Consider the following 22,000-nt stretch of genomic DNA (forward strand, 5'->3'; position numbering starts at 1 on the left):
ACATGACCACGACCATTTCAGCGCAGTCTCTACTCACCCGTGAGTTGCTAGCGCGCCGCCGCCCCGGTTACAGCCTGGAGGCACCGTTTTACCTGAGCGAGACCGTTCTGCAGGCCGACCTGGAGCACATCTTCGGCAAGCACTGGATCTTCGTCGCGGTAGAGCCGCAAATTCCCGAAGCGGGCGACTACATCACGGTGGATTTCGGCAAAAACTCCATCCTGATCGTGCGCGACGACGACAACCAGGTGCAGGCCTTCCACAACGTCTGCCGCCACCGCGGCTCGCGCCTGTGCGCCAGCCAGCAAGGCGTAGTGGGCAACATCGTCTGCCCCTACCACCAGTGGACCTATGACCTGACCGGCAAGCTGATCCACGCCAAGCACATGGGCGAAGACTTCGATCCCAGTCATCTGAGCCTGAAAAAGGTGAATGTGCGCAGCCTGGCCGGCCTGATCTTCATCTGCCTGGCCGAAAATCCACCCGAAGACTTTGAGCAGATGGCGGCCGAGATGACGCCCTATATCGCGCCGCACCGGCTGCAGGACTGCAAAGTGGCGGCCCAGGTCGACATCATCGAGGACTGCAACTGGAAGCTCACCATGGAGAACAACCGTGAGTGCTACCACTGCGTGAGCAACCACCCCGAGCTGACCATCTCGCTGTACGAATACGGCTTTGGCTACCAACCCGACGAACACAACAAGGCCGATCTGCAGCGCTTCCAGGACATCCTGGCCGCCAACCACGAGCGCTGGGAAGGCATGGGCCTGCCCTCGGCCGAGATCGACACGCTGGACGACCGCGTCACCGGCTTTCGCACCCAGCGCCTGCCGATCGACCGCTCGGGCCAGTCGCAGACCATGAATGCCGAGGTCGCCTCCAAGAAATTGCTAGCAGACTTCGTAGATCCGGCGCTCGGTGGCCTGTCTTTCTGGACCCAACCGAACTCCTGGCACCATTTCATGAGCGACCATATCGTCAGTTTCACCGTGCTGCCGATCTCAGCCACCAAGACCCTGGTGCGCACCACCTGGTGCGTGCACAAGGATGCGGTCGAAGGTGTGGACTACACCAAGGAAAACCTGACCGCCGTGTGGAACGCCACCAACGACCAGGACCGCCGCCTGGTGGAAGAGTCACAGATCGGCATCGCCACCGGCGCCTATGAACCTGGCCCTTACTCCCCCTTCACCGAAGGCCTGGTAGAGAAGTTCTGCAACTGGTACGTGAACCGCCTGAGCGCTCTGACGAAGTAAACCACCGCCACCCTTGCGCTGTAAGCACCGCCATGTCCATCCCCTCTTTTGCCCCCGATTTCGCCGGCCCGGCGTCCCAGCCCTGGTCTTCCGACCGGGACGAAACCCTGCGCTGCGTGCACATCCGCCAGGAAACGCACGACGTGAAAACCTTTGTGCTGGCCGCCGACGGTCCGCGCAACTTTCGCTATCTGCCCGGCCAATTCATCACGCTGGAGCTGGACATTGCCGGCAGCAAGATCAACCGCTGCTACACCCTGTCCAGCACGCCCACCCGGCCCGACCTGGTCAGCATCACCGTCAAGCGGGTGCCTGGCGGCGTGGTGTCCAACTGGCTGCATGACAATCTGCGCGTGGGCATGGCGCTGGGAGCCATGGGGCCGTCGGGCGAGTTCAGCTGCTTCAAGGCGCCGGCGAAAAGCTATCTGTTCCTGTCCGGCGGCAGCGGCGTGACACCGCTGATGTCCATGACGCGCGCCCTGCACGACTTGGGCAGCGACGCCAACATCGTGTTTGTGCACTGCGCGCGCACGCCCGCCGATGTGCTGTTTCCCGAAGAACTCACCATGATGGCGCGCAATATGCCCCATTTGCGACTGGCCATGGTGTGCGAACAGCACACACCGGGTAGCGCTTACGCGGGCCACCTCGGTCGACTGGATGCGGCACGGCTGGCGCATATTGCGCCCGACTTCATGCAGCGCGACGTCTACACCTGCGGCCCGGCTCCGTTCATGGGCGCGGTGCGCGGCCTGCTGGCGGGGGCAGGTTTCGAAATGCAGCGCTACCGCGAAGAAAGTTTCTCTTTCGAATCCCTGTCTACCGAAGAATTATCAGAGGCGCAATTAAAACCAGGCGTCGACGAGATAATAAAAATTGATAGCACGCCCACATTTAAAATCCAACTAGAGAAAATGGGCAAGGTATTCGACTGCCCATCAGACCAAACCATTTTAAAAGCTGCCGCCGCAGCCGGTTTGCGCCTACCCTCTTCTTGCAGCAGCGGTGCTTGCGGCACCTGCAAAACCAAGAAAATATCGGGTCAGGTTGAAATGAAACATGCTGGCGGCATACGCCAGCGCGAGATTGACCAAGGCTGGATTTTGCCGTGCTGCAGCAAGCCTACGAGTGACATTTCACTCGAACGATGAACACCAATGTGTGCATGCACTTCGCCAAAAACCAGCCATGCACCATGCCCGACATCCGTCACCTCACCAAAATTCTATTTTGGTGCAAACCATTAAAACAATATCCATATTTACCCAAAAATTAACCAAACATAATAAAGTCAGCCCATTTATGGGTGGCACATCATTTGCTTATAAGAATAGACCAACGCATTGATCCAAAGTTCCTGGAGACCCACGATGTCAAACCCAAAAATTAGCGTCAAAAATCTGTACAAGATATTCGGCAGCAATATCTCAGAAGCCGTCAAGTTACTCAACGAAGGTCGTAGCAAGGACGAGGTTTTCGCCAAAACCGGGCATGTCGTGGGCGTCAATAAGGTCAGCTTTGACGTTATGCCAGGCGAGATTTATGTGCTCATGGGCCTGTCCGGCTCGGGCAAGTCCACCCTCATCCGGTTGATCAACCGCCTAGTGGAACCCTCCTCCGGCTCCATCAACATCGACGGTGAAGACATCGCCAAGCTGCCCCATGACGCGCTGGTGCGCTGGCGGCGCAAGCGGGTGGCCATGGTGTTCCAGTCCTTCGCCCTCATGCCACACCGCAATGTGCTGGACAACGCCGCCTTCGGCCTGGAAATGGCCGGCACACCGCGCAAGGAACGGGAAACCCGCGCCATGGAAGTGCTGGCCCAGGTAGGCCTGCAAACCTACGCAGCCAAATACCCATCTCAGCTGTCCGGCGGCATGCAGCAGCGCGTGGGCTTAGCACGCGCGCTGGCGGTAGACCCCGATATTCTGCTGATGGACGAAGCCTTCTCGGCGCTCGATCCGCTCAAGCGCGTGGAAATGCAGGGCCTGATGCTGGAGTTGCAGCGCGAACAGCAACGCACCGTTTTGTTCGTCTCGCACGACCTTGAAGAAGCTCTGCGCATCGGCACCCGCATCGCCATCATGGAAGGCGGCAACCTGGTGCAAGAGGGTACGGCCCACCAGATCATTACCCAGCCGGCCAACGCCTATGTGCGCAAGTTCTTCGAGGGTGTGGACACCTCGCGCTACCTCACCGCCGCCGACCTGCTGGACCCGGGCCTCAACGGCCACTCGTACAACGGCGGCCCGCGCCTGCCCTGGTCCACCACCCTGCCCGAGGCCATGAAGATCGTGCTGGGCATGGACCAGCCGGTCGGCGTGTTCGATGCCACCAACCAGTTGCTGGGCTGCATCTCTGCCCGCAGCCTGCTCGTCAAGATGTCCCAGGAAGCCCGCCATGTCTGATCTGCTCACCCAAGTCACCGACGCCACCCACAACATGCTGCCCCTGGGCAAGTGGGTCAACGCAGGCGTCAAAACCCTGCTAGACAACGGCGCCACCGTGTTCGACTCCATCGGCGTAGTGGTCGAGGGCTTTGCCCAATCCATCGAGCAGGGCATGCTGGCGATTCCCTTCTGGCTAGTGATTGCAGTCGCCACCGTTGTCGGCATTCGTCGGCTCAGTTGGGGTTTTGGCCTGTTTGTTGCTTTGGCTTTGATGCTGATCGTGGTGACTGGCTTCTGGCCGCAAACCATGGTGACGCTGGCGCTGACGCTGTCGGCCACCCTGATCAGCCTGTTTTTTGGTATTCCCCTGGGCATCTGGTGTGCCCGCAACAACCACATCAACGCCAGCGTGCGACCCGTACTCGATTTCATGCAGACCATGCCCGCTTTTGTGTACCTGATACCTGCAGCCATGCTGTTTGGCCTGGGCCGCGTGCCGGGCACGATTGCAACCGTGATCTTCGCCATGCCGCCGGTGGTGCGCTTAACCAGCCTGGGCATACGCCAGGTCAGCTCCGAGCAGGTGGAGGCCGGCAACGCTTTTGGCTGCACCTCGACCCAGCTGCTGTTCAAGGTGCAGCTGCCTATCGCCATGCCGACCATCATGGCCGGCGTGAACCAGACCATCATGATGGCGCTGTCCATGGTCATCATCGCCTCCATGGTGGGCGCCGGCGGCCTGGGCAACGACGTGCTGGCCAGCATCCAACGGCTGGACATCGGCCTAGGGTTTGAGAGTGGTCTGGCCGTCGTCTTGCTGGCTATCATTCTTGACCGCCTGACTGAAAGCTTTGGCGTGGCCCGCAAAGGCCGCGACAGCTGACCCCACGCAGAAATTGAGGAGCGCCCCTTTGCCACGCAGTCCCCTTGCCCCAACCCAGGCCTCACCGGCTGCGGCATTCGGAGCCAACGACGCTTCCGTTTCAACAGATACCACGCGCATCGGATTCATTCTGATGCCCGATTACTCGATGATCGCCTTTGCCAACGCGGTGGAAACACTGCGCATGGCCAACTACATCAGCCGCCGCCCGCTGTACAGCTGGACAGTGGTGAGCACCGAACAAAGTGGCGCCCAGGCCAGCAATGGCCTGACCATGGGGTCCACCGGCGACCTGGCCAGCCTGTCGGAATGCGATACGGTGTTTGTCTGTGGCGGCGTCAACATCCGCCGCAACACCGACGATGCCGTACGCCACATGCTGCGCCAGCTGGCCACCCACGGGGTGACCATGGGCGCGTTGTGCACTGGCTCTTTCGCCCTGGCCAGCGCCGGCCTGCTGGACGGCTACCGCTGCGCCATCCACTGGGAAAACCTGGCCGCCATTGGCGAAGAATTCCCCAAGGTGCAGTTCGCCACCGAGGTCTTCATTCTGGACCGCGACCGCATCACCTGCTCGGGTGGTACGGCGCCGCTGCACCTGATGCTGCACCTGATACGCGCCAGCCACGGCGCCAAACTGGTGATGGACATTTCTGAGCAGTTCATCGTGGAGCGGCTGCGCGCCAGCAACGACCGCCAGCGCATACCCCAGCCCGAATGCATAGGCCCGGGCTACCAGCATCTGACCGAGGCCGCCGAAATCATGGCCGCCAACATCGAAGATCCCTTGCCGCTGGCCGAGCTGGCCAGCGCCATTGCACTGTCGCTGCGCCAGCTGGAGCGGCTGTTCCACCGCTACTTCAGCATGAACCCGGCGCAGTACTACATGAACCTGCGGCTGCGCCGCGCGCAGGAGCTGCTGACGCACAGCAGCATGCCCATCATGCAAGTCACTGTGGCCTGCGGCTTCCAATCGTCCTCGCACTTCTGCAAAGCCTACCGTAGCCTGTTCGGCCACTCGCCCAGCGAGGAACGCCGCCGCCACGCAGGCACCACGCCTGCGCGTGCACCGGCCTGGCCCAAGCAGGCCTCGGCAACGGTATCCGCCATACGCGTGGCCTGAACCCCGCTTCATCGGCTGTTTTTTTTAGCCCCAACGGCGCCTAAGCGTTGGCGCCACCTATTGCTACATAATTTATAGCTTCCTGCGCATATAAAACCTGCGCAGGCAGGCTTTTTTATGCCTAATATTCTGACAAGTCTCTGACACTTGCCGTACCCGGACAACTCCGCGTCGTTCTCAGCAAAGTTTCCAGCCGCCAACCTGTGAAAGTGCATGGTGTCGTCACTTGGTACAACACCTGCCCCTCCACCCACTAGGAATCGGTCATGAAATTGAAACTCGCTCTTCTCGGTCTCGCCTCCTCCGCCTTCTCGCTGTGCGCACCGCTTGCGCATGCAGAAGAAGCCAGCTGCAAAACCGTGCGTTTTGCCGACGTGGGCTGGAGTGATATTGCCGCCACCACCGGCCTGGCTTCCGTGGTGCTCGAAGGCCTAGGTTACAAGCCCACGGTGACCATCGCCTCGGTACCGATCACCTTCGCAGGCATCAAGTCCAAGCAGATTGACGCCTTCCTGGGGTACTGGAACCCCAGCATGACGCCCATCATTGAGCCCTTCGTCAAGGCCGGCCAAATCAAGGTGCTGGAGCAACCCAACCTGGTCGGTGCCAAGTACACCCTGGCCGTACCCGCCTACCTGTACGACAAGGGCCTGAAGACCTTCAATGACATCGCCAAGTTCCAGAAAGATCTGGACGGCAAGATCTACGGCATTGAACCTGGCAACGACGGCAATGCGCTGATCCAGGGCATGATCGACAAAAACCAGTTCGGCCTCAAGGGCTTCAAGATGGTCGAGTCATCCGAGGCCGGCATGCTGGCCGAAGTGCAGCGCGCCAGCCGCAGCAACAAGGGCATCGTGTTCCTGGGCTGGGAACCCCACCCCATGAACGTGCAGATGAAGATGAAGTACCTGGAAGGCGGCGACGATGTGTTCGGCCCCAACCTGGGTGAAGCCAAGGTCTTCACCGCCGTGCCCCCCAGCTACGAAGCCCGCTGCCCGAACGTTGCCACGCTGCTGAAGAACCTGCAGTTCACCACCACGATTGAAAACAACGTGATGATCGGCATCCTGGACAAGGCCAAGCCCGAGGCCGCAGCCAAGGCCTACCTGAAGAAGAACCCTGGCGTACTGGAAGGCTGGCTCAAGGGTGTGAAGACCTTCTCGGGTCAGGATGGCCTGCCTGCGGTTACCGCGTCGCTGAAGTAAGTTCTCCCCACCTGCAGTGCTGCCGTATCAACCCGGCAGCACTACCTTTACCCATTTTTGGCGCGCTCTGCTATGACCTCGGCTTCTTCCACCCATTTCTGCCTGAACCTGGCCTGCGGCAGTGCCCAGGGACAGGTCGCCGCCGTGTCCGAACTGCTGAACCAGCACGGCGCCTACATCGAACAGTTTTCGGTGTTTGACGACCACACGACCGAGCGCTTTTTTGTACGCAGCGTGTTCAGCCTCAGCAGCTCGGTGGATGTGCTGCGCAGCGCCTTCGCCGACCTGGCAAAAAGCTTTCCAGCAGCCCAGTGGAAGGTGCACGACCTGGCCCAGCCCACCCGCGTGCTGATCATGATGTCCAAGTTCGACCACTGCCTGCGCGAGCTGATCGCGCAGTGGCGCCGTGGTGAGCTGAAGATGGACATCGTCGCCGTGGTGTCCAACCACCCCGACCTGGCACCGCTGGCCGAAGCCGAAGGCCTGCCTTTTCACCACATCCCCATCAGCGCTGACACCAAGCCAGCCCAAGAAGCCAAGCTGGAGCAGCTGATTGCCGACACCGGTGCCGAATTCGTGGTGCTGGCGCGCTATATGCAAGTTTTGTCCGAATCGCTGTGCGAGCGCCTGCACGGCCGGGTCATCAATATCCACCATTCCTTCCTGCCCGGCTTCAAGGGTGGAAAACCCTACCAGCAGGCTTTTGACCGCGGTGTCAAGCTGATCGGCGCCACCGCCCACTTTGCCACCACCGACCTGGACGAAGGCCCGATCATTGAGCAATCCGTCGAGCGCGTGGACCATGCGGATACACCACAACACCTTTCGCAAGCCGGTCGGCTGGTGGAGAGCCTGGTGCTGTCCCGTGCCATGCGCTTCGTACTGGACCGGCGTGTCTTCATCAACGGCATGAAGACCGTAGTGCTACGCTGAGCCATAGCCCCCAGAAGAGAAAACCATGACCGAATCCCTGATTCCCAGCTTTGTTGACGGTGTAAGCATACAAGGCAGCGGTGACCACTTCACCACGATCAACCCCGCTACCGGCGCCGTCATTGCGGGTGTGCACGACTGCGGCGAGGCTGACGTCAACGCCGCTGTTGAAGCCGCCCAACGCGGCTTCGCCATCTGGTCAGCCATGACCGGCACTGAGCGCGGCCGCATACTGCACCGCGCGGCCCAGTTGCTGCGCGAACGCAACGACGATCTGGCCGCGCTGGAGGTGCAAGACACAGGCAAACCCTGGCAGGAAGCCTGCGTGGTCGATGTGGCCAGCGGTGCTGACTGCATCGAATACTTTGCCGGCGCCGCCGCCACCCTGGCCGGAGCCCAATACCCGCTGAAGAACGCCTTTGCCTACACCCGCCGCGAACCCCTGGGCGTGTGCGTGGGCATAGGCGCCTGGAACTACCCGATTCAGATAGCCTGTTGGAAGTCTGCGCCCGCCCTGGCTGCGGGGAACGCTATGATTTTTAAACCGTCCGAGCTCACACCCATGACGGCCGTGAAGCTGGCCGAGATCTACCTGGAAGCCGGTGTTCCGCCCGGCGTGTTCAACGTGCTGCAAGGCCGCGGTGCCACCGGCGCGCTGCTGGCGGCCCACCCGGACGTGGCCAAGGTGTCAGTCACCGGCTCGGTACCCACCGGCAAGCGTGTCATGGCCAGCGCCGCCGGCACGCTCAAGCGCGTCACCATGGAGCTGGGCGGCAAGTCGCCGTTGATTGTGTTTGACGACGCCGACTTCGAACAGGCCGTGACCGCCGCCATGATGGCCAACTTCTACACCCAGGGCGAGATCTGCACCAACGGCACCCGCGTCTTCGTACAGCGCGGCATCCAAGACAAGTTCCTGGCACGGCTGAAGGAACGCACGCTGCTGCTGCGCGTGGGCAACCCCACCGACCCCGATACCGAAGTCGGCGCGCTGATCTCCGCCGCCCACCGTGACAAGGTGCTGGGCTACATCGCCCAGGGTGTGGCCGGTGGCGCCACCCTGGTCTGCGGCGGTACAGCGGCGGCAGTGCCTGGCTGCGAGCAGGGCAATTTCGTAGCCCCCACCATCTTTGCCGACTGCACAGACAGCATGGCCATCGTGCAGGAAGAAATCTTTGGCCCGGTTATGTCCGTGCTGGTGTTTGACGACGAGGTCGAGGTGGTACGCCGCGCCAACGCCACCCGCTTCGGCCTTGCCGCAGGTGTGTTCACCCGCGACGGCGCACGCGGCCACCGCGTAGCGGCCAGCCTCAAAGCCGGCATCTGCTGGATCAACAACTACAACATCACGCCCATCGAGATCCCCTTTGGCGGCGCGGGCGAATCCGGCATAGGCCATGAAAACAGCATGGTCGCGCTGGAGCAGTACACCCAGCTGAAAACCGTGTACGTAGAACTGGGCCAAGTCGCCTGCGGGTACCGTTGAACCATGCGCACGGAAAGCTTTGACTACATCATCGTGGGTGCCGGCTCGGCCGGCTGCGTGCTGGCCAACCGCCTGACCGAAGATCCGGACGTGTCTGTGCTGCTGCTGGAAGCCGGCCCGGGCGACCGCAGCATCTTCATCCACATGCCCTCGGCCTTTGCCTACCCGCTGGCCAACGACAAGTACAACTGGTACTACCACTCCGAACCCGACCCCTACATGAACAACCGGGCCATGTACTGCCCGCGTGGCCGGGTACTGGGCGGCTCCTCCAGCATCAACGGCATGGTCTACATCCGCGGCCATGCGCTGGACTACGACAGCTGGGCCAGCTACCCGGGCCTGGAAAACTGGTCCTACGCCGACTGCCTGCCCTACTTCCGCAAAGCCGAAACCCGTGCCAAGGGCGGCGACGCCTACCGCGGCGACAGCGGCCCGCTGCACGTCTCCACCGGCGCCTGCGTGAACCCGCTGTACAACGCCTTCATCGAAGCCGGGCAACAAGCTGGCTACGCCCGCACCGAGGACATGAACGGTTACCGCCAGGAAGGCCTGGGGCCGATGGACATGACGGTACACAAGGGCCGGCGCTGGAGTACCGCCATGGCCTATCTGCGCCCAGCGCTGAAGCGGCCGAATCTGCAGGTGCGCACCCGTGCCTTGGTGGCACGTGTGGCATTTGAACCCGAGAGCAACCCACCGCGCGCCATCGGCGTGGAGGTTGTCAACGGTCACAAGACAGACCTGCTGCGTGCTCAGCGCGAGGTGATTTTGTGCGGCGGTGCCATCAATTCTCCGCAGCTGCTGCAGTTGTCCGGCGTGGGCAACCCCGACGCACTACGCAAGCTGGGCATTCCCGTGGTCACCGCGCTGCGTGGTGTGGGCGAGAACCTACAGGACCATCTGGAAACCTATGTGCAGTACGCCTGCAAGGAACCCATCACCCTGTACAACGCCATGAACCCGGTAGCCAAGGCCAAGATCGGCGCCGAATGGATGCTGCTGGGCACCGGCCTGGGGGCGACCAACCATTTCGAATCCGGCGGCTTCATCCGCAGCGAAGCGGGCGTGAAACACCCGGATCTGCAGTACCACTTTCTGCCCATGGCGATCAGCTACGACGGCAGCGCGCCGGCCAGCTTCCACGGCTTCCAGGCACATGTCGGCCCGATGCGGCCCACCAGCCGCGGTTCGGTCACGCTGAAAAGTGCCAACCCCAAGGAAGCGCCGCGCATCCTGTTCAACTACATGTCCACCGAGCAGGACCGCAAGGAAATGCGCGCCGGTATCCGCCTTACGCGCGAGATCTTTGAGCAGAAGGCGTTCGACCGTTTCCGTGGCGAAGCCATCTCGCCCACCAACGCAGTGCAGACCGATGCCGAGATCGACGCACACATCCGCGAACACGCGGAAAGCGCGCTCCACCCATCCTGCACTTGCCGCATGGGCACAGACGACATGGCAGTCACCGACGGCAGCGGCCGGGTGCATGGCGTGAGTGGTTTACGGGTGGTCGACGCATCCATCATGCCGGACGTAATCAGCGGCAACCTGAATGCGCCCACCATCATGCTGGCCGAAAAAATGGCCGATACAATCCGCGGCAAAACTGCCCTGCCACGCTCGGATGCACCGTTCTTTGTGCATCCCCAATACCAAAGCGCGCAGCGCTAAAACAAGAGACAACTCCACCATGGCAGTCAGCGTTTTCGATATCTTCAAAATTGGCATCGGCCCTAGCAGTTCGCATACCGTAGGGCCCATGCGAGCTGCCCGCCTGTTCACCGAGCGGCTGGTACACCAGGATCTGCTGGCCCGTTGCACGCGGGTCGAAGTCAAACTCTATGGCTCCCTGGGTGCCACCGGCAAGGGGCACGGCACCGACAAAGCCGTGCTGCTGGGCCTGGAGGGCCATGACCCCGAGACCGTAGACGTAGAGGCTATTCCCGCCATGCTGGACGCAATCCGCAATAGCGGCCAACTGCGCCTGGGCGGGCGGCACCTGATAGCGTTCAAAGAAAAAGAGCATCTGGCCATGTACCGGCGCGAAACCCTGCCATTCCACTCCAACGGCATGCGCTGCATTGCATTTGATGCAGATGGCGTCGAGCTGCAAAACCGCTGCTACTACTCGGTGGGTGGTGGCTTTATCGTCAGTGACGAGGTAGCTGCAGACGGCCAGAAGCAAAAGGTGCTGGCACCCGACACCACGGTGCTGCCCTACCCCTTCCACAGCGGCGATGAACTACTGCAGCAATGCAAAAGCGCTGGCCTATCCATCGCTGCACTAATGCGCCGCAATGAGCAGCACTGGCGCAGCGATGCCGAAATCGACGCCGGGCTGCACAAAATCTGGAACGTGATGCAGGCCTGTGTGGAACGTGGCTGCCGCACCCAGGGCGTGCTGCCCGGCGGCTTCAAGGTCAAGCGCCGCGCGGCCGAACTGTCCGCCAAGCTGCGCTCCAATCCCGAAGCATCCTTGCGTGACCCGCTGCAGGTGCTGGACTGGGTAAACCTGTATGCGCTGGCAGTGAATGAAGAAAACGCCGCCGGTGGCCGGGTCGTCACTGCGCCCACCAACGGCGCGGCCGGCATCGTGCCCGCCGTATTGCACTACTACGTACGCTTCGTGGCCACCGCTACGCCCAGCGGCGTCATCGACTTTCTGCTGACCGCCGCCGCCATCGGCATGCTCTACAAGGAAAACGCCTCCATCTCGGGCGCCGAAGTCGGCTGCCAGGGCGAGGTGGGCGTGGCCTGCTCCATGGCCGCCGCCGCGCTCTGCGCGGTGATGGGCGGCACACCCGAGCAGGTGGAAAACGCCGCCGAGATCGGCATGGAACACCACCTGGGCCTGACCTGCGACCCGGTGGGCGGCCTGGTGCAAATCCCCTGTATAGAGCGCAACGCGATCGCGTCGGTGAAGGCCATCAACGCCGCCCGCATGGCGCTGCACGGCGACGGCAGCCACTTCGTGAGCCTGGACAAGGTCATTAAAACCATGCGTGAAACCGGCGCCGACATGATGACCAAGTACAAGGAAACCTCGCGCGGCGGCTTGGCCGTTAACATCGTGGAATGCTAAAACGCGGGCCTGCACAAACAGCTTACAAAGAGTTCGCTACTGGCATCGTCTGGTTCCGCCGGGATTTGCGCAGCTTTGACCACGCTGCGCTCTACCACGCGCTGAAACACTGCCAGCGGGTGCACTGCGTTTTCATCTTCGATACCGAGATACTCGACAGCCTGCCGCGTGCCGACCGCCGGGTGGAATTCATCCAGGCCAGCGTAGTCGAACTGGATGCCGCTCTGCGCGCGCTGCAACCTCAGGCCGGCCTGATCGTGCGCCATGCGGCAGCACGAGACGCCATTCCAGCGCTGGCCCAATCCCTGCAGGCCCAGGCGGTGTTTGCCAACCACGACGACGAACCCCAGGCCCTGGCGCGCGACGCCGCCGTACTAGGCGCTTTGGCACATAGGGGTGTGGCACTGCGCACCTACAAAGACCATGTGATCTTCGAGCGCAAAGAGGTGCTCACCCAGCAGGGCCGGCCCTATGGCGTGTTTACGCCGTACAAGAATGCCTGGCTCAAGAAGCTGAACGACTTCTACCTCAAGCCCTACCCGGTAGAAAAATACGCCGCCAGCCTGGCTGCCCGCCCCGCAGACTGCGCGCAGCCGGTGCCTGACCTGGCGGCCTTGGGTTTTGAACCTACCAACCTGGGGCAACTGAAACTGCCTGCCGGGGCCAGCGGCGGCCAGCATCTGTTCGAGGAGTTCCTGGATCGCATAGAACACTATGGCAGCACCCGCGACTTTCCCAGCGTCAAAGGCCCCAGCTACCTGGGCGTGCACCTGCGCTTTGGCACGGTATCGATACGCCAATTGGCAAGCGTAGCCCACACCTTGTCACTCCAGGGGCTGAATGGCGCCAGCATGTGGCTCAGCGAGCTGGTCTGGCGCGACTTCTATGTACAGATACTCAGCAACTTCCCGCATGTGGCGCAGGGTGCGTTCAAACCCGAATACGACAACATCGGCTGGGAGCACGGCAAGGCGGCCAAAGCCTTGTTCGAAGCCTGGTGCCAGGGACGCACCGGCTACCCGTTGGTCGACGCGGCCATGGCCCAGATCAACCAGACCGGCTATATGCACAACCGCCTGCGCATGGTAGTGGCCAGCTTCCTGGTGAAAGACCTGGGGCTGAACTGGCGCTGGGGCGAACGCTACTTTGCAGAGCATCTAAACGATTTCGACCTGGCCAGCAACAATGGCGGCTGGCAGTGGGCCAGCTCCAGCGGCTGCGATGCCCAGCCCTATTTCCGCATCTTCAACCCGACCAGCCAGAGCGAAAAGTTCGACCCCGAGGGCAAATTCATCCGCCGCTATCTGCCGCAACTGGCCAAACTACCGAACACCGCCATCCACGCACCGTGGACGGCGAAACCCATGGAATTGCAAGCGGCGGATGTGGTGCTGGGCCAGAACTACCCCCAGCCCATCGTGGCGCATGACGCGGCACGGACGCGCACATTGCTGCGCTACGCGGTGGTCAAAAAACCGAATGCCTTACCAGGGTGATGCTACTTATTTAATAGCTGCCAGCGCAAGCAGTACCTGCGCTAGCAGTCAATTTGGCGTATACCTTCCCAGGTATACCTCACCCAAACGCTAAGTCTGAGCGATCTCCACCGCCGTATACCGGCGCACCAGGCTCAGCAGTTCCTCTTCCGAATATGGCTTGCCCAGATAGTGGTTCACGCCCAGGGCCTGCGCATGCTCGCGGTGCTTTTCCGCTGTGCGCGAGGTGATCATGACGATGGGCAGGTGTTTGTACTGCGCATCGTCCCGGATGGTGCGCGCCAGATCGAAACCGTCCATGCGCGGCATTTCGATGTCTGACAAAACGATCGCTGGCAGCTCGTCGTGCAAACGCTCCAGGGCCTGCACGCCGTCGTTCGCCAGGCTGACGCGGTAGCCTTCACGCTGCAGCAAACGCTGGGTAACACGGCGCACAGTGATGGAGTCGTCCACCACCAGCACCAGAGGCACCTGCTGCACCACGGCCAGAGGCGCATCCTTTTTGCCGCCATCGTCTTGCCACTGGCGCGCCTGCGTGCCGTAGACCGACGACAAAGCCACCGGGTTGTAGATCAGCACCACGGCGCCGGATGCCAGCACCGACAAACCAGCCAAACCGGGCAGACGCGAGAGCTGTGGCCCCAGATTCTTCACCACCACTTCCTGGTTACCCAGCACTTCATCCACGTGCAAGGCCAGGCGCTGCGCAGCACTGCGGAAAATCACCACTGAACTGTTCTTGCCGGCGGGTTCGACACTGTGCTGAGACGCCTGCAACAAGGCGCCGGCCCAGAAAAATGGCACCGACTCGCCCGCAAACGGTATGACATGCTCGGCATAGGCTTTGGCCAAGTCGGCCTGTGGCATGCGGCGCACTTGCTCCACCACGTTGGCGGGCACGCCGATGGACAGCGCTCCAGCACGCAGCATCACCACCTGCGTCACCGCCGTGGTCAAGGGCAGCACCAGTTTGAACTGCGTGCCGTCTCCGGACACCGAACTGGTTTCAATCCGGCCACCGAGCGCCAGCACCTCGGCCCGAACCACATCCAGACCAATACCGCGACCGGCCAGCTCCGTCACCTGGGAGGCGGTGGAAAAGCCCGGCATGAAGATGAAGTCGGTCAAAGCCGCGTCATCGACTGCCTGGTCCGCGGTCAGCAGCCCCTGGGCAATGGCCTTGCGGCGTATGCGTTCCGGCTCCAGCCCTGCACCATCGTCCGAGAAATTGACCGAGATGTCATTGCCCTCGTGGGTCAGCGCAACCGTGATGGAGCCGACTGCGGGCTTGCCTGCCGCTTCGCGCAGATCCACCGCCTCGATGCCATGGGCCACGGCATTGCGCAACAAATGCTCGAATGCGGGGGCCATGCGGTCCAGCACACCCCGGTCCATCTCGATGGAGCCGCCCACAATGTCCAGTTTGACCTGCTTACCAGTCTCTTTGGAGGCCTGGCGCACCACGGCATACAGCCGCTCGGCAATGCCTTCAAACTCCACCATGCGGGTGCGCAACAGATCGCGCTGCAGCTCGCGGGCCTGGCGGGCCTGGGCAACCAGATCGTCTTCGGTGCCTTCAATGGTGCGCTGCAAGCTGCGCTGCACGGTGGCTACGTCATTCACCGACTCGGCCATCATGCGGGTCAACTCCTGCACGCGGGTGAAGCGGTCGAATTCCAGCGGGTCAAAGCCCTGGGCCGAATCCTTGACCAAAGCCAGACGCGATTGCATCTGCGATTCCGCCTGCACCTCGATGTCGCGCAAATGGGTGCGCAGACGCTCCAGGTTGCCGGTCAAGTCGCCGAGGGAGCCGCGCAACTGGTTCAGCCGCGCCTCCAGCCGGGTCCGGGTAATGATGACTTCGCCGGCCTGGTTGACCAGGCGGTCCAGCAGCTGCGAACGCACACGCACCGACTGCTGCGCCATCTGCCGCGGCAAAGAGGGCGTGTGCAAGGCCAGCACCGGCGCCGACGCCTGGGGGGCATCGACAGCTGCAGCCGCCGCCGTCGGAGCAGCCACAGGCAAAGCCACGACAGCCGCGCTGGGTGCCTGCAGGTACTGGGTGCGCAGGCCATCCAGATCGAACTGCAGCCGGTCGAAATAAGACAGCAAGGGGTCGATCTGCGCGGACTGGAGCGAGTCGGCGTCCAGCCGCTCTATCGCTGTTTCCAGCCGATGCGCCAGTTCCCCCAAACGCAAAGCCCCAGCCAGCCGGGCACTGCCCTTGAGCGTGTGCAGTGCGCGCAAGACCTCGCTGCGCGCACCAGTGTTCTCCGGCCTTGCACGCCACTGGCGCAATGCGCCACCCAGGTGGGGCAGCAGCTCGTTGGCTTCTTCTTCAAAGATTGGGAACAAGTCCGCATCAATCGCGTCCTCGACATCGATTTCGTCTTCGAAATCGGCCAAGGCGTCCTGTACCTGAACACCCATAGCCGCATGGAAGTCTATCGGTACAGGCACCTGGGTATCGTCCGGAACCTCATGCGGAGCGGCTTCCGGCAACTCTGCAGTAGCACCCAACACGGGAGCCTCGACAGGCTCTGGCGGCAGCTCCAGCAGTTCCGGCACTGGTTCCACCGCCGGAGCTTCTGGCTCTGGGGGTACCACCAGCTCAACAGCCTCAGCCGGTGCAGGCTCTTCGACCTGCTCCAACTCGGAGAAGAAGGCCAACGCAGCCGCATCATCCAGCTCAGGAGCTGCTTCGGCAAGCGGAGTTGCGGGTGCTGCAACAGGCTCGGCTTCCAGCAGGTCGCGCAGGGCCTGCAATACGGTGGGGCTGGGCTCTTTCAAAAAGCCCGCAGCGAATTGGTGCAGCAAACGGCGTATGTCTTCGGCCGCATCGGTGAATATCTGTGCATGCTGTGCCGTGCCCTGGGGCTCCAGCTGCACATGCTCCAGCGCAGACTCCAGGGCCCGCGCCATTTGCGACAAGGCCTGGAAGCCCACGGTTGCGGAGCTGCCCGCCAGTGAATGCGCCAGCGCGACCGTGGTATCGGGCAAGGGCTGCTCCAACTCCAGCGACCATTCGCTGAGCTCGGTCAACAAGCGCCGCGACCATTCGTCTGCCTCGTTGAGGTACACGTTGTATAGCGGAATGCCTATACGCAAGCTGCCGATGACCTTGGTGTTGTCATCTACCTCCGGCTCGGGTTCTGCTTGCGGTTCTGCAGATGCCAAGGACAGTTCTTCTGCCACGGTGGCATCGGGTAGTTCGGCAGACGGTGCCGGCACGGGCTCGTCTTCCAGCAGATCTGCAACAAGGGGCTCGTCCTGCGGTACATCCAGGATTTCAGGCTGCGGCTCTGGTACGTCCAGCACAGCCGGCTCTTCCAGCGCAGTCACAGCAGATGCGGAATGCGGTACGGCCAGTGGCAAGCTGCGTAGCTCCAGACGCAGGGCATCGGCCGAGGCGCGGAAAGGCTGCGCCGTCCAGGGCTCAGCAGCGCCCGCAGCGATGTCGTCGGCCCACTGGCCAAATGCCTGCAAAGCCTGGCGCGACAAGGTTTGTAGTGCCGCAGTGGCCGGCGTTTGTTCGGCCAGCCAGCTGTTGATGAGCTGTTCCATCGCCCAGGCTGCCTCGCCGAATTCGGCCAAGCCGACCATGCGCGCGCTGCCCTTCAGGGTGTGGAAAGCACGGCGCAAGGAAGTTTGGGCCGCCATGTCCACCGGTTCGACGGCCAGCGTGTCCAACGACTCCAGGCCCGCCTGCACCACCTCTCGGGCCTCTTCCAGGAAGATGTCTTGTAACTCAGCTTCATCATCCTCTTGCGCGGGCAAGGGCTCTGCGACAGCGGGTGTTGGCGCTGCCACCGGCTCCACTACAGGCTCGGGTGCGCTGGTGACCACCTCGTCGAGTGGCAAAAATTCCAGCATTGGCTCGTCCATGCTGAACACGTCCAATGGCTCGACAGGGACAGGCTCCGGCAACTCAAGCGGCATGGGCTCGGTTATGGCGAAGAAATCCAGCTCCTGGTCAACTCCGGCGGCCTCCGTCAAAGGAGCTAGCTCGGTGCTCTCGAAAGACTCGGCAACGCTCTGTTCCAGATCCAGCGGTTGGTCCAACATGGAATCCATGAAAGGCACTTGCACGGTTTCATGCGCTGGCACCGGGCTGCGCCCGACCAGCAGCTTGAACTCACCGGCCTCTTCGTCGTACACAAACAATTTCTTGGCCAAGGCGCGCTGGTAACCCAGCATGTCGATCATGAAGCCCAAGGCCCCGAGGCTATTTCCCAGACGGTCGAAGCTGGCCGCGCGCTCTTGCGCGTCCTGTTCATCATCGGACATATAGCCGTCCACCACTTCGCGCATACGCATCACGGCGTGGGAAGCCTGGTCCAGACCGAGCACCGACAAGACGCCGCGCATCTGCGACAACTGGTTGGCGACCTTGGCCAAAGGCACTTTCTCGCGCGGCGTGCGGAAGAACTGGTCAAGTGACTGCTCGACCTCGGTCAGGGTGCTACGCAGCTCGTCCACCACGCTACCAATGCTTTGGCGATCGCTCACGCGGTGGTACAACTCCTCCATCCAGCCCGCCAGGGGCTGTGGTTGCTGGCCTCGCTCTACATCGGCCAGGCGCTGCGCCAACACGCTGGCACGCTCGGCCAGTTGCTCATCGGCCTGGTCCAGCTCCTCGAACGCAGCCTCCAGATACAGCACAGCCGTAGCCACCTCCATGCCCAAAGCGGCAGAAGGTGGCACCTTGGAGCGCACCGTGGCTTCCACGGCCTGAACCAGGGCTTGCGCCAGCACCGTACTGCCAGGGTGCAACTTGGACAGGGATTCACCCACCATGGTGAACTGGTCTAGCGCAGGCTTGAAACGATGGACATCACCACCGGCCAGGGCTGACCAGGTCTCGGCGGCAGCGGCAAGGCGCTTGCGCGCTTGTGCCAGCAAAGCCGGATCGAACCGACCGAACTGCCGGACCTCGTAATCAATGGGAGCATGCCGCTGCAACCCATAGGCCTGACGCACCGCGGTCAGGGTGGGTGCATCCGAGCTGCGCACCGGCACGGTCTGCGCGCAAAAAAACAGCATGTCCTGCGCCAGGCGCGGTGGAATCTGCGTATCACCGCGCGCCAGGGCGGCATACTGGGTCAACACCCGGGACGCAATGCGCTTGGAATAGACGTCCGAAGGAAACAATCCCAAGGACAGGGCTTCAAAATAAGCAGCAGCAATCGTCCAGAACGCACGATCAGGATGTCGGCTCTGCGCCGCAGCACAGCCCAGGCAGATGGCGACCAGCGCCTGCGCAGCTGCTGGGTCGCCAGTCTTCACCACCTTCAAAACATGCTGGTCCAGCCGCGCACGCAGCGCGGGCGAATAGGCGATCGGCACCACCGGCACGGCCGCAGGGATATCCCGCCAATGGGCCTCCATCGGCCACAGATCAGCCGGATGAACCTGGTTCACGCCCGCCAAGGCCTGCACCTCGCGGTACTGAGGAAACAGGCCCACGGACGACACCGGTTTGCCCGCCAGCACGCCTTCCAGATAATCGACAAGTGCAAAGCTGGCGCGCTCAATCTTGCCAACAGCGTCCTCGTTGCACAGATTGGGGTTCTCGATAAATCGCACCGCTGCGGCCTCCATGGCCTGCAGCACCAGGGACGGCGGCGTCATGCCCACCATCTCCAGTGCACCGACAGTCAGGTGCAATTGCTGACGTGCCGTGGTCAAACGGCTGCTATCGGGCAACACAAATGCGGCCCCCTGCGCAGCTTCCGTTTCACGCACGTAACGCCGCAAACTCTTGACAGCGACTTCCAGTGTTTTGCGCAGTTCATCGAGCACCCAGGCCAACGGCCCCAAGTCCTGCTCGGTCGAGTCAACAGCCGTGGATTCAATGGCTTGCATAGAAATGTCCCTAGCAGCAATGCGCGACAACGCAGAACCGATCAAACGATTTTGAATCGCGCAACCGACTGGCGCAACTCTTCAGCCATATGGGAAAGCTCACGCACCTGCGTGGCCGTGGTGCGCGTCCCCTCACCGGTCTGCTCCGTCACCGCAAAAATATGCTGGATGTTGTCGGCCACCACGTTGGCCTTTTCGGCTTCACGCGACGTGGCCAGGGAAATCTGCTCGATCAGCTCAGCCAGTCGACGCGACACGCGGTCGATCTCGGTCAGCGCCGTACCGGCGTTGTCCGACAGTTGGGCTCCAGCCACCACACCCTGGGTTGAACGCTCCATGGCGCCCACAGCGTCATGGGTGTCGGTCTGAATCGCTTTCACCAATGCCGCAATCTGGCGTGTCGCGTCGGCAGAGCGCTCGGCCAGGCGCTGCACTTCTTCGGCCACCACAGAGAAGCCGCGACCGGCTTCACCGGCAGACGCGGCCTGGATGGCGGCGTTCAAGGCTAGCACGTTGGTCTGTTCGGTAATGTCGGAAATCAGCTCGGTGATTTCACCAATCTCCTGCGACGACTCGCCCAGGCGCTTGATGCGCTTGGAGGTTTCCTGGATCTGGTCACGGATGGCATTCATACCACCGATGGCGTTCTGCACCGCTTGCAGGCCCGAGTCGGCCGCTTGCAGGGACTGACGCGCCACTGTGGCGGATTCCTGTGCCTGGGTGGACACCTCATTGATGCGCGACGCCATTTCCAGCACGGACAGACCGGTTTCACGGATCTCGCGCAGCTGCTCGGTGGAGGCTGCCAGCAGCTCGGTCGAGGTGCTGTCCACCTGGGACGTCGTGTGCGCCACCTGGGTGGCCGTGTTCTGCACGCTACCTACCAGTGCGCGCAGCTCTTCCACCGTGTAGTTCACCGAATCGGCGATGGCCCCGGTAATGTCTTCCGTCACGGTGGCCTGTTGTGTCAGATCGCCTTCCGCCACAGTTTGCAACTCATTCATCAAACGCAAAATTGCGGCCTGGTTGGCGTCGTTCAAACGCTTGGTTTCACGTTGCGACAGCTCCGCATCGATACGCTCACGCTCGGCAAATGCTTGGCGCTGGCGACTTTCCTGCAACTGCAGCTTCACCAGCCCCGCAGCGCTGAGGAACGCCAGCAGCACCGACAAGAGCAGCAGGCCAATAACTGCCGCTGGCAGACCGGTGCGGTCCGACAACTTGCCCTGTAGGGCTTCCAGCTTGCGGCGCAAGGGCTCGCTGTCTGCACCGATGGAAACCTCTGCTTCACGAGCCGACACCAGCCCTTGCAAGTTCCCCAGAATCGCGCCAGCCTGGGCCCGGGTTTCGTCGTACAGCTTGAGCAAGGCATCCAACCGCTCCCGCGTGGCCGAATCCTTGGCGGCTGCCAGGTGCAGCTCAGGGCTGCCGTCCTTCAAGCCCTGGGTAATTTCCTTGAACGAGTTCAAATCTTTACCCAGCAAGAACACGGCCTCCGGGCTCACGCCGTCCATGGTCTGGAATTCATTGGCCGACTTGCCGATTCGCTGGGTCAGCATCACCAACTGGCCCGTTGCAGAAATCTCAGCAGGAGAAGCGGCTTGCTGCAATTTGAAAGACGCGATGGTTTCGGCAATCTCCAGCAGATCCGAAGATTGGCGATTGATCGTGCGCAAGGCGCTACCCACCTGGGTCAAAATCTTTTGCTGCGCCATGACGGTGGCAGCATTTTTGGTTGCACGGTCTACGATCGGTTTAATTTCCGCGACATCCGTCTGCAGCTCAGCATCCATCGCCGCGACATCGTCACCGCCAAACTGGAATTCATGCGTCTCCAGCCCCAACGAGGCAGAGCTTTCTGCGACGTCAGGAAAAGCCGACGCGCTACCGACCAAAGCCTGCGAAACAGCTTTGGCCAAGCGCTGAGACTGCATGAGCGCCGTACCCACGTCCCCCAACTGTTGTGCCACGTTATTGGAGCGCCACACCGCATAACCGGCCGCTGACGCAAACACCGCCAAGGACACCACCAGCAGCAACGCCAGGATGCGCTGATGCGCATTCACCGCACGCCGCCCCAGCAAAGGCAAAGTCACCCGGGTATCTTGTGCATCCTGGGAAGTCGTACCGACAAAGCGGCTTTCACCATATGCAGCCTGCTGGGAATCAGGTGCCGCCTTGGAGACTGGTTCGGACTCGGCTTCGTGCGGTTGCGCTACCGTATCCATCTCCGAAAAATCCGAGTGTTGCGTGAGGGGCTGAGTTTGAGGAT

General features: G+C 61.9%; 13 protein-coding genes. 11 read left to right on the top strand and 2 right to left on the bottom strand.

The window, feature by feature from the left end; translation table 11 throughout:
- Positions 1-2: 2 nt before the first annotated feature.
- From AC07VY_RS07905 to AC07VY_RS07955, 11 genes are all read left to right on the top strand, one after another.
- The gene (locus AC07VY_RS07905; RefSeq protein WP_495073785.1) at positions 3-1,259 is read left to right on the top strand and encodes an aromatic ring-hydroxylating oxygenase subunit alpha; all 1,257 of its coding nucleotides are present in this window, start codon (positions 3-5) and stop codon (positions 1,257-1,259) included.
- Between the two features lie 32 nt (positions 1,260-1,291).
- Entirely contained in the window at positions 1,292-2,410 is a 1,119-nt protein-coding gene (locus AC07VY_RS07910; protein WP_495097081.1) for an FAD-binding oxidoreductase, read from the top strand.
- Between the two features lie 219 nt (positions 2,411-2,629).
- Positions 2,630-3,667 (top strand): quaternary amine ABC transporter ATP-binding protein, encoded by a 1,038-nt coding sequence (locus AC07VY_RS07915; RefSeq protein WP_495073787.1) that lies wholly within the window; start codon positions 2,630-2,632, stop codon positions 3,665-3,667.
- Complete coding sequence (locus tag AC07VY_RS07920; RefSeq protein WP_495073788.1) at positions 3,660-4,532, top strand: ABC transporter permease; 873 nt, start codon at positions 3,660-3,662, stop codon at positions 4,530-4,532. The genes AC07VY_RS07915 and AC07VY_RS07920 overlap by 8 nt, the downstream gene beginning before the upstream one ends.
- A 133-nt stretch (positions 4,533-4,665) precedes the next feature.
- Complete coding sequence (locus tag AC07VY_RS07925; RefSeq protein WP_495073789.1) at positions 4,666-5,655, top strand: GlxA family transcriptional regulator; 990 nt, start codon at positions 4,666-4,668, stop codon at positions 5,653-5,655.
- A gap of 266 nt (positions 5,656-5,921) precedes the next feature.
- Positions 5,922-6,863, top strand: coding sequence for a choline ABC transporter substrate-binding protein (locus AC07VY_RS07930; protein ID WP_495073790.1), 942 nt, complete (start codon positions 5,922-5,924; stop codon positions 6,861-6,863).
- 72 nt (positions 6,864-6,935) lie between these two features.
- Entirely contained in the window at positions 6,936-7,796 is an 861-nt protein-coding gene (purU, locus tag AC07VY_RS07935) for a formyltetrahydrofolate deformylase (RefSeq protein ID WP_495097080.1), read from the top strand.
- Between the two features lie 25 nt (positions 7,797-7,821).
- Positions 7,822-9,282: a betaine-aldehyde dehydrogenase gene (betB, locus tag AC07VY_RS07940; RefSeq protein ID WP_495097079.1), complete on the top strand. Its 1,461-nt coding sequence runs from the start codon at positions 7,822-7,824 to the stop codon at positions 9,280-9,282.
- A gap of 3 nt (positions 9,283-9,285) precedes the next feature.
- A complete protein-coding gene (gene betA / locus AC07VY_RS07945) occupies positions 9,286-10,956 on the top strand; it encodes a choline dehydrogenase (protein ID WP_495097078.1) in 1,671 nt (556 codons plus the stop codon).
- 19 nt (positions 10,957-10,975) lie between these two features.
- Complete coding sequence (locus tag AC07VY_RS07950) at positions 10,976-12,367, top strand: L-serine ammonia-lyase (protein ID WP_495073794.1); 1,392 nt, start codon at positions 10,976-10,978, stop codon at positions 12,365-12,367.
- Entirely contained in the window at positions 12,361-13,863 is a 1,503-nt protein-coding gene (locus AC07VY_RS07955) for a cryptochrome/photolyase family protein (protein WP_495097077.1), read from the top strand. Before AC07VY_RS07950 ends, AC07VY_RS07955 begins: the two co-directional genes overlap by 7 nt.
- A gap of 90 nt (positions 13,864-13,953) precedes the next feature.
- Here the strand turns inward: AC07VY_RS07955 and AC07VY_RS07960 are convergent, their stop codons facing one another.
- Both AC07VY_RS07960 and AC07VY_RS07965 read right to left on the bottom strand, forming a co-directional pair.
- A complete protein-coding gene (locus AC07VY_RS07960; protein WP_495097076.1) occupies positions 13,954-19,728 on the bottom strand; it encodes a hybrid sensor histidine kinase/response regulator in 5,775 nt (1,924 codons plus the stop codon).
- A 41-nt stretch (positions 19,729-19,769) separates the two neighbouring features.
- Positions 19,770-21,956: a methyl-accepting chemotaxis protein gene (locus AC07VY_RS07965; protein WP_495097075.1), complete on the bottom strand. Its 2,187-nt coding sequence runs from the start codon at positions 21,954-21,956 to the stop codon at positions 19,770-19,772.
- Between the last annotated feature and the right edge of the window lie 44 nt (positions 21,957-22,000).

The organism is Rhodoferax sp. GW821-FHT02C08, assembly GCF_059421805.1.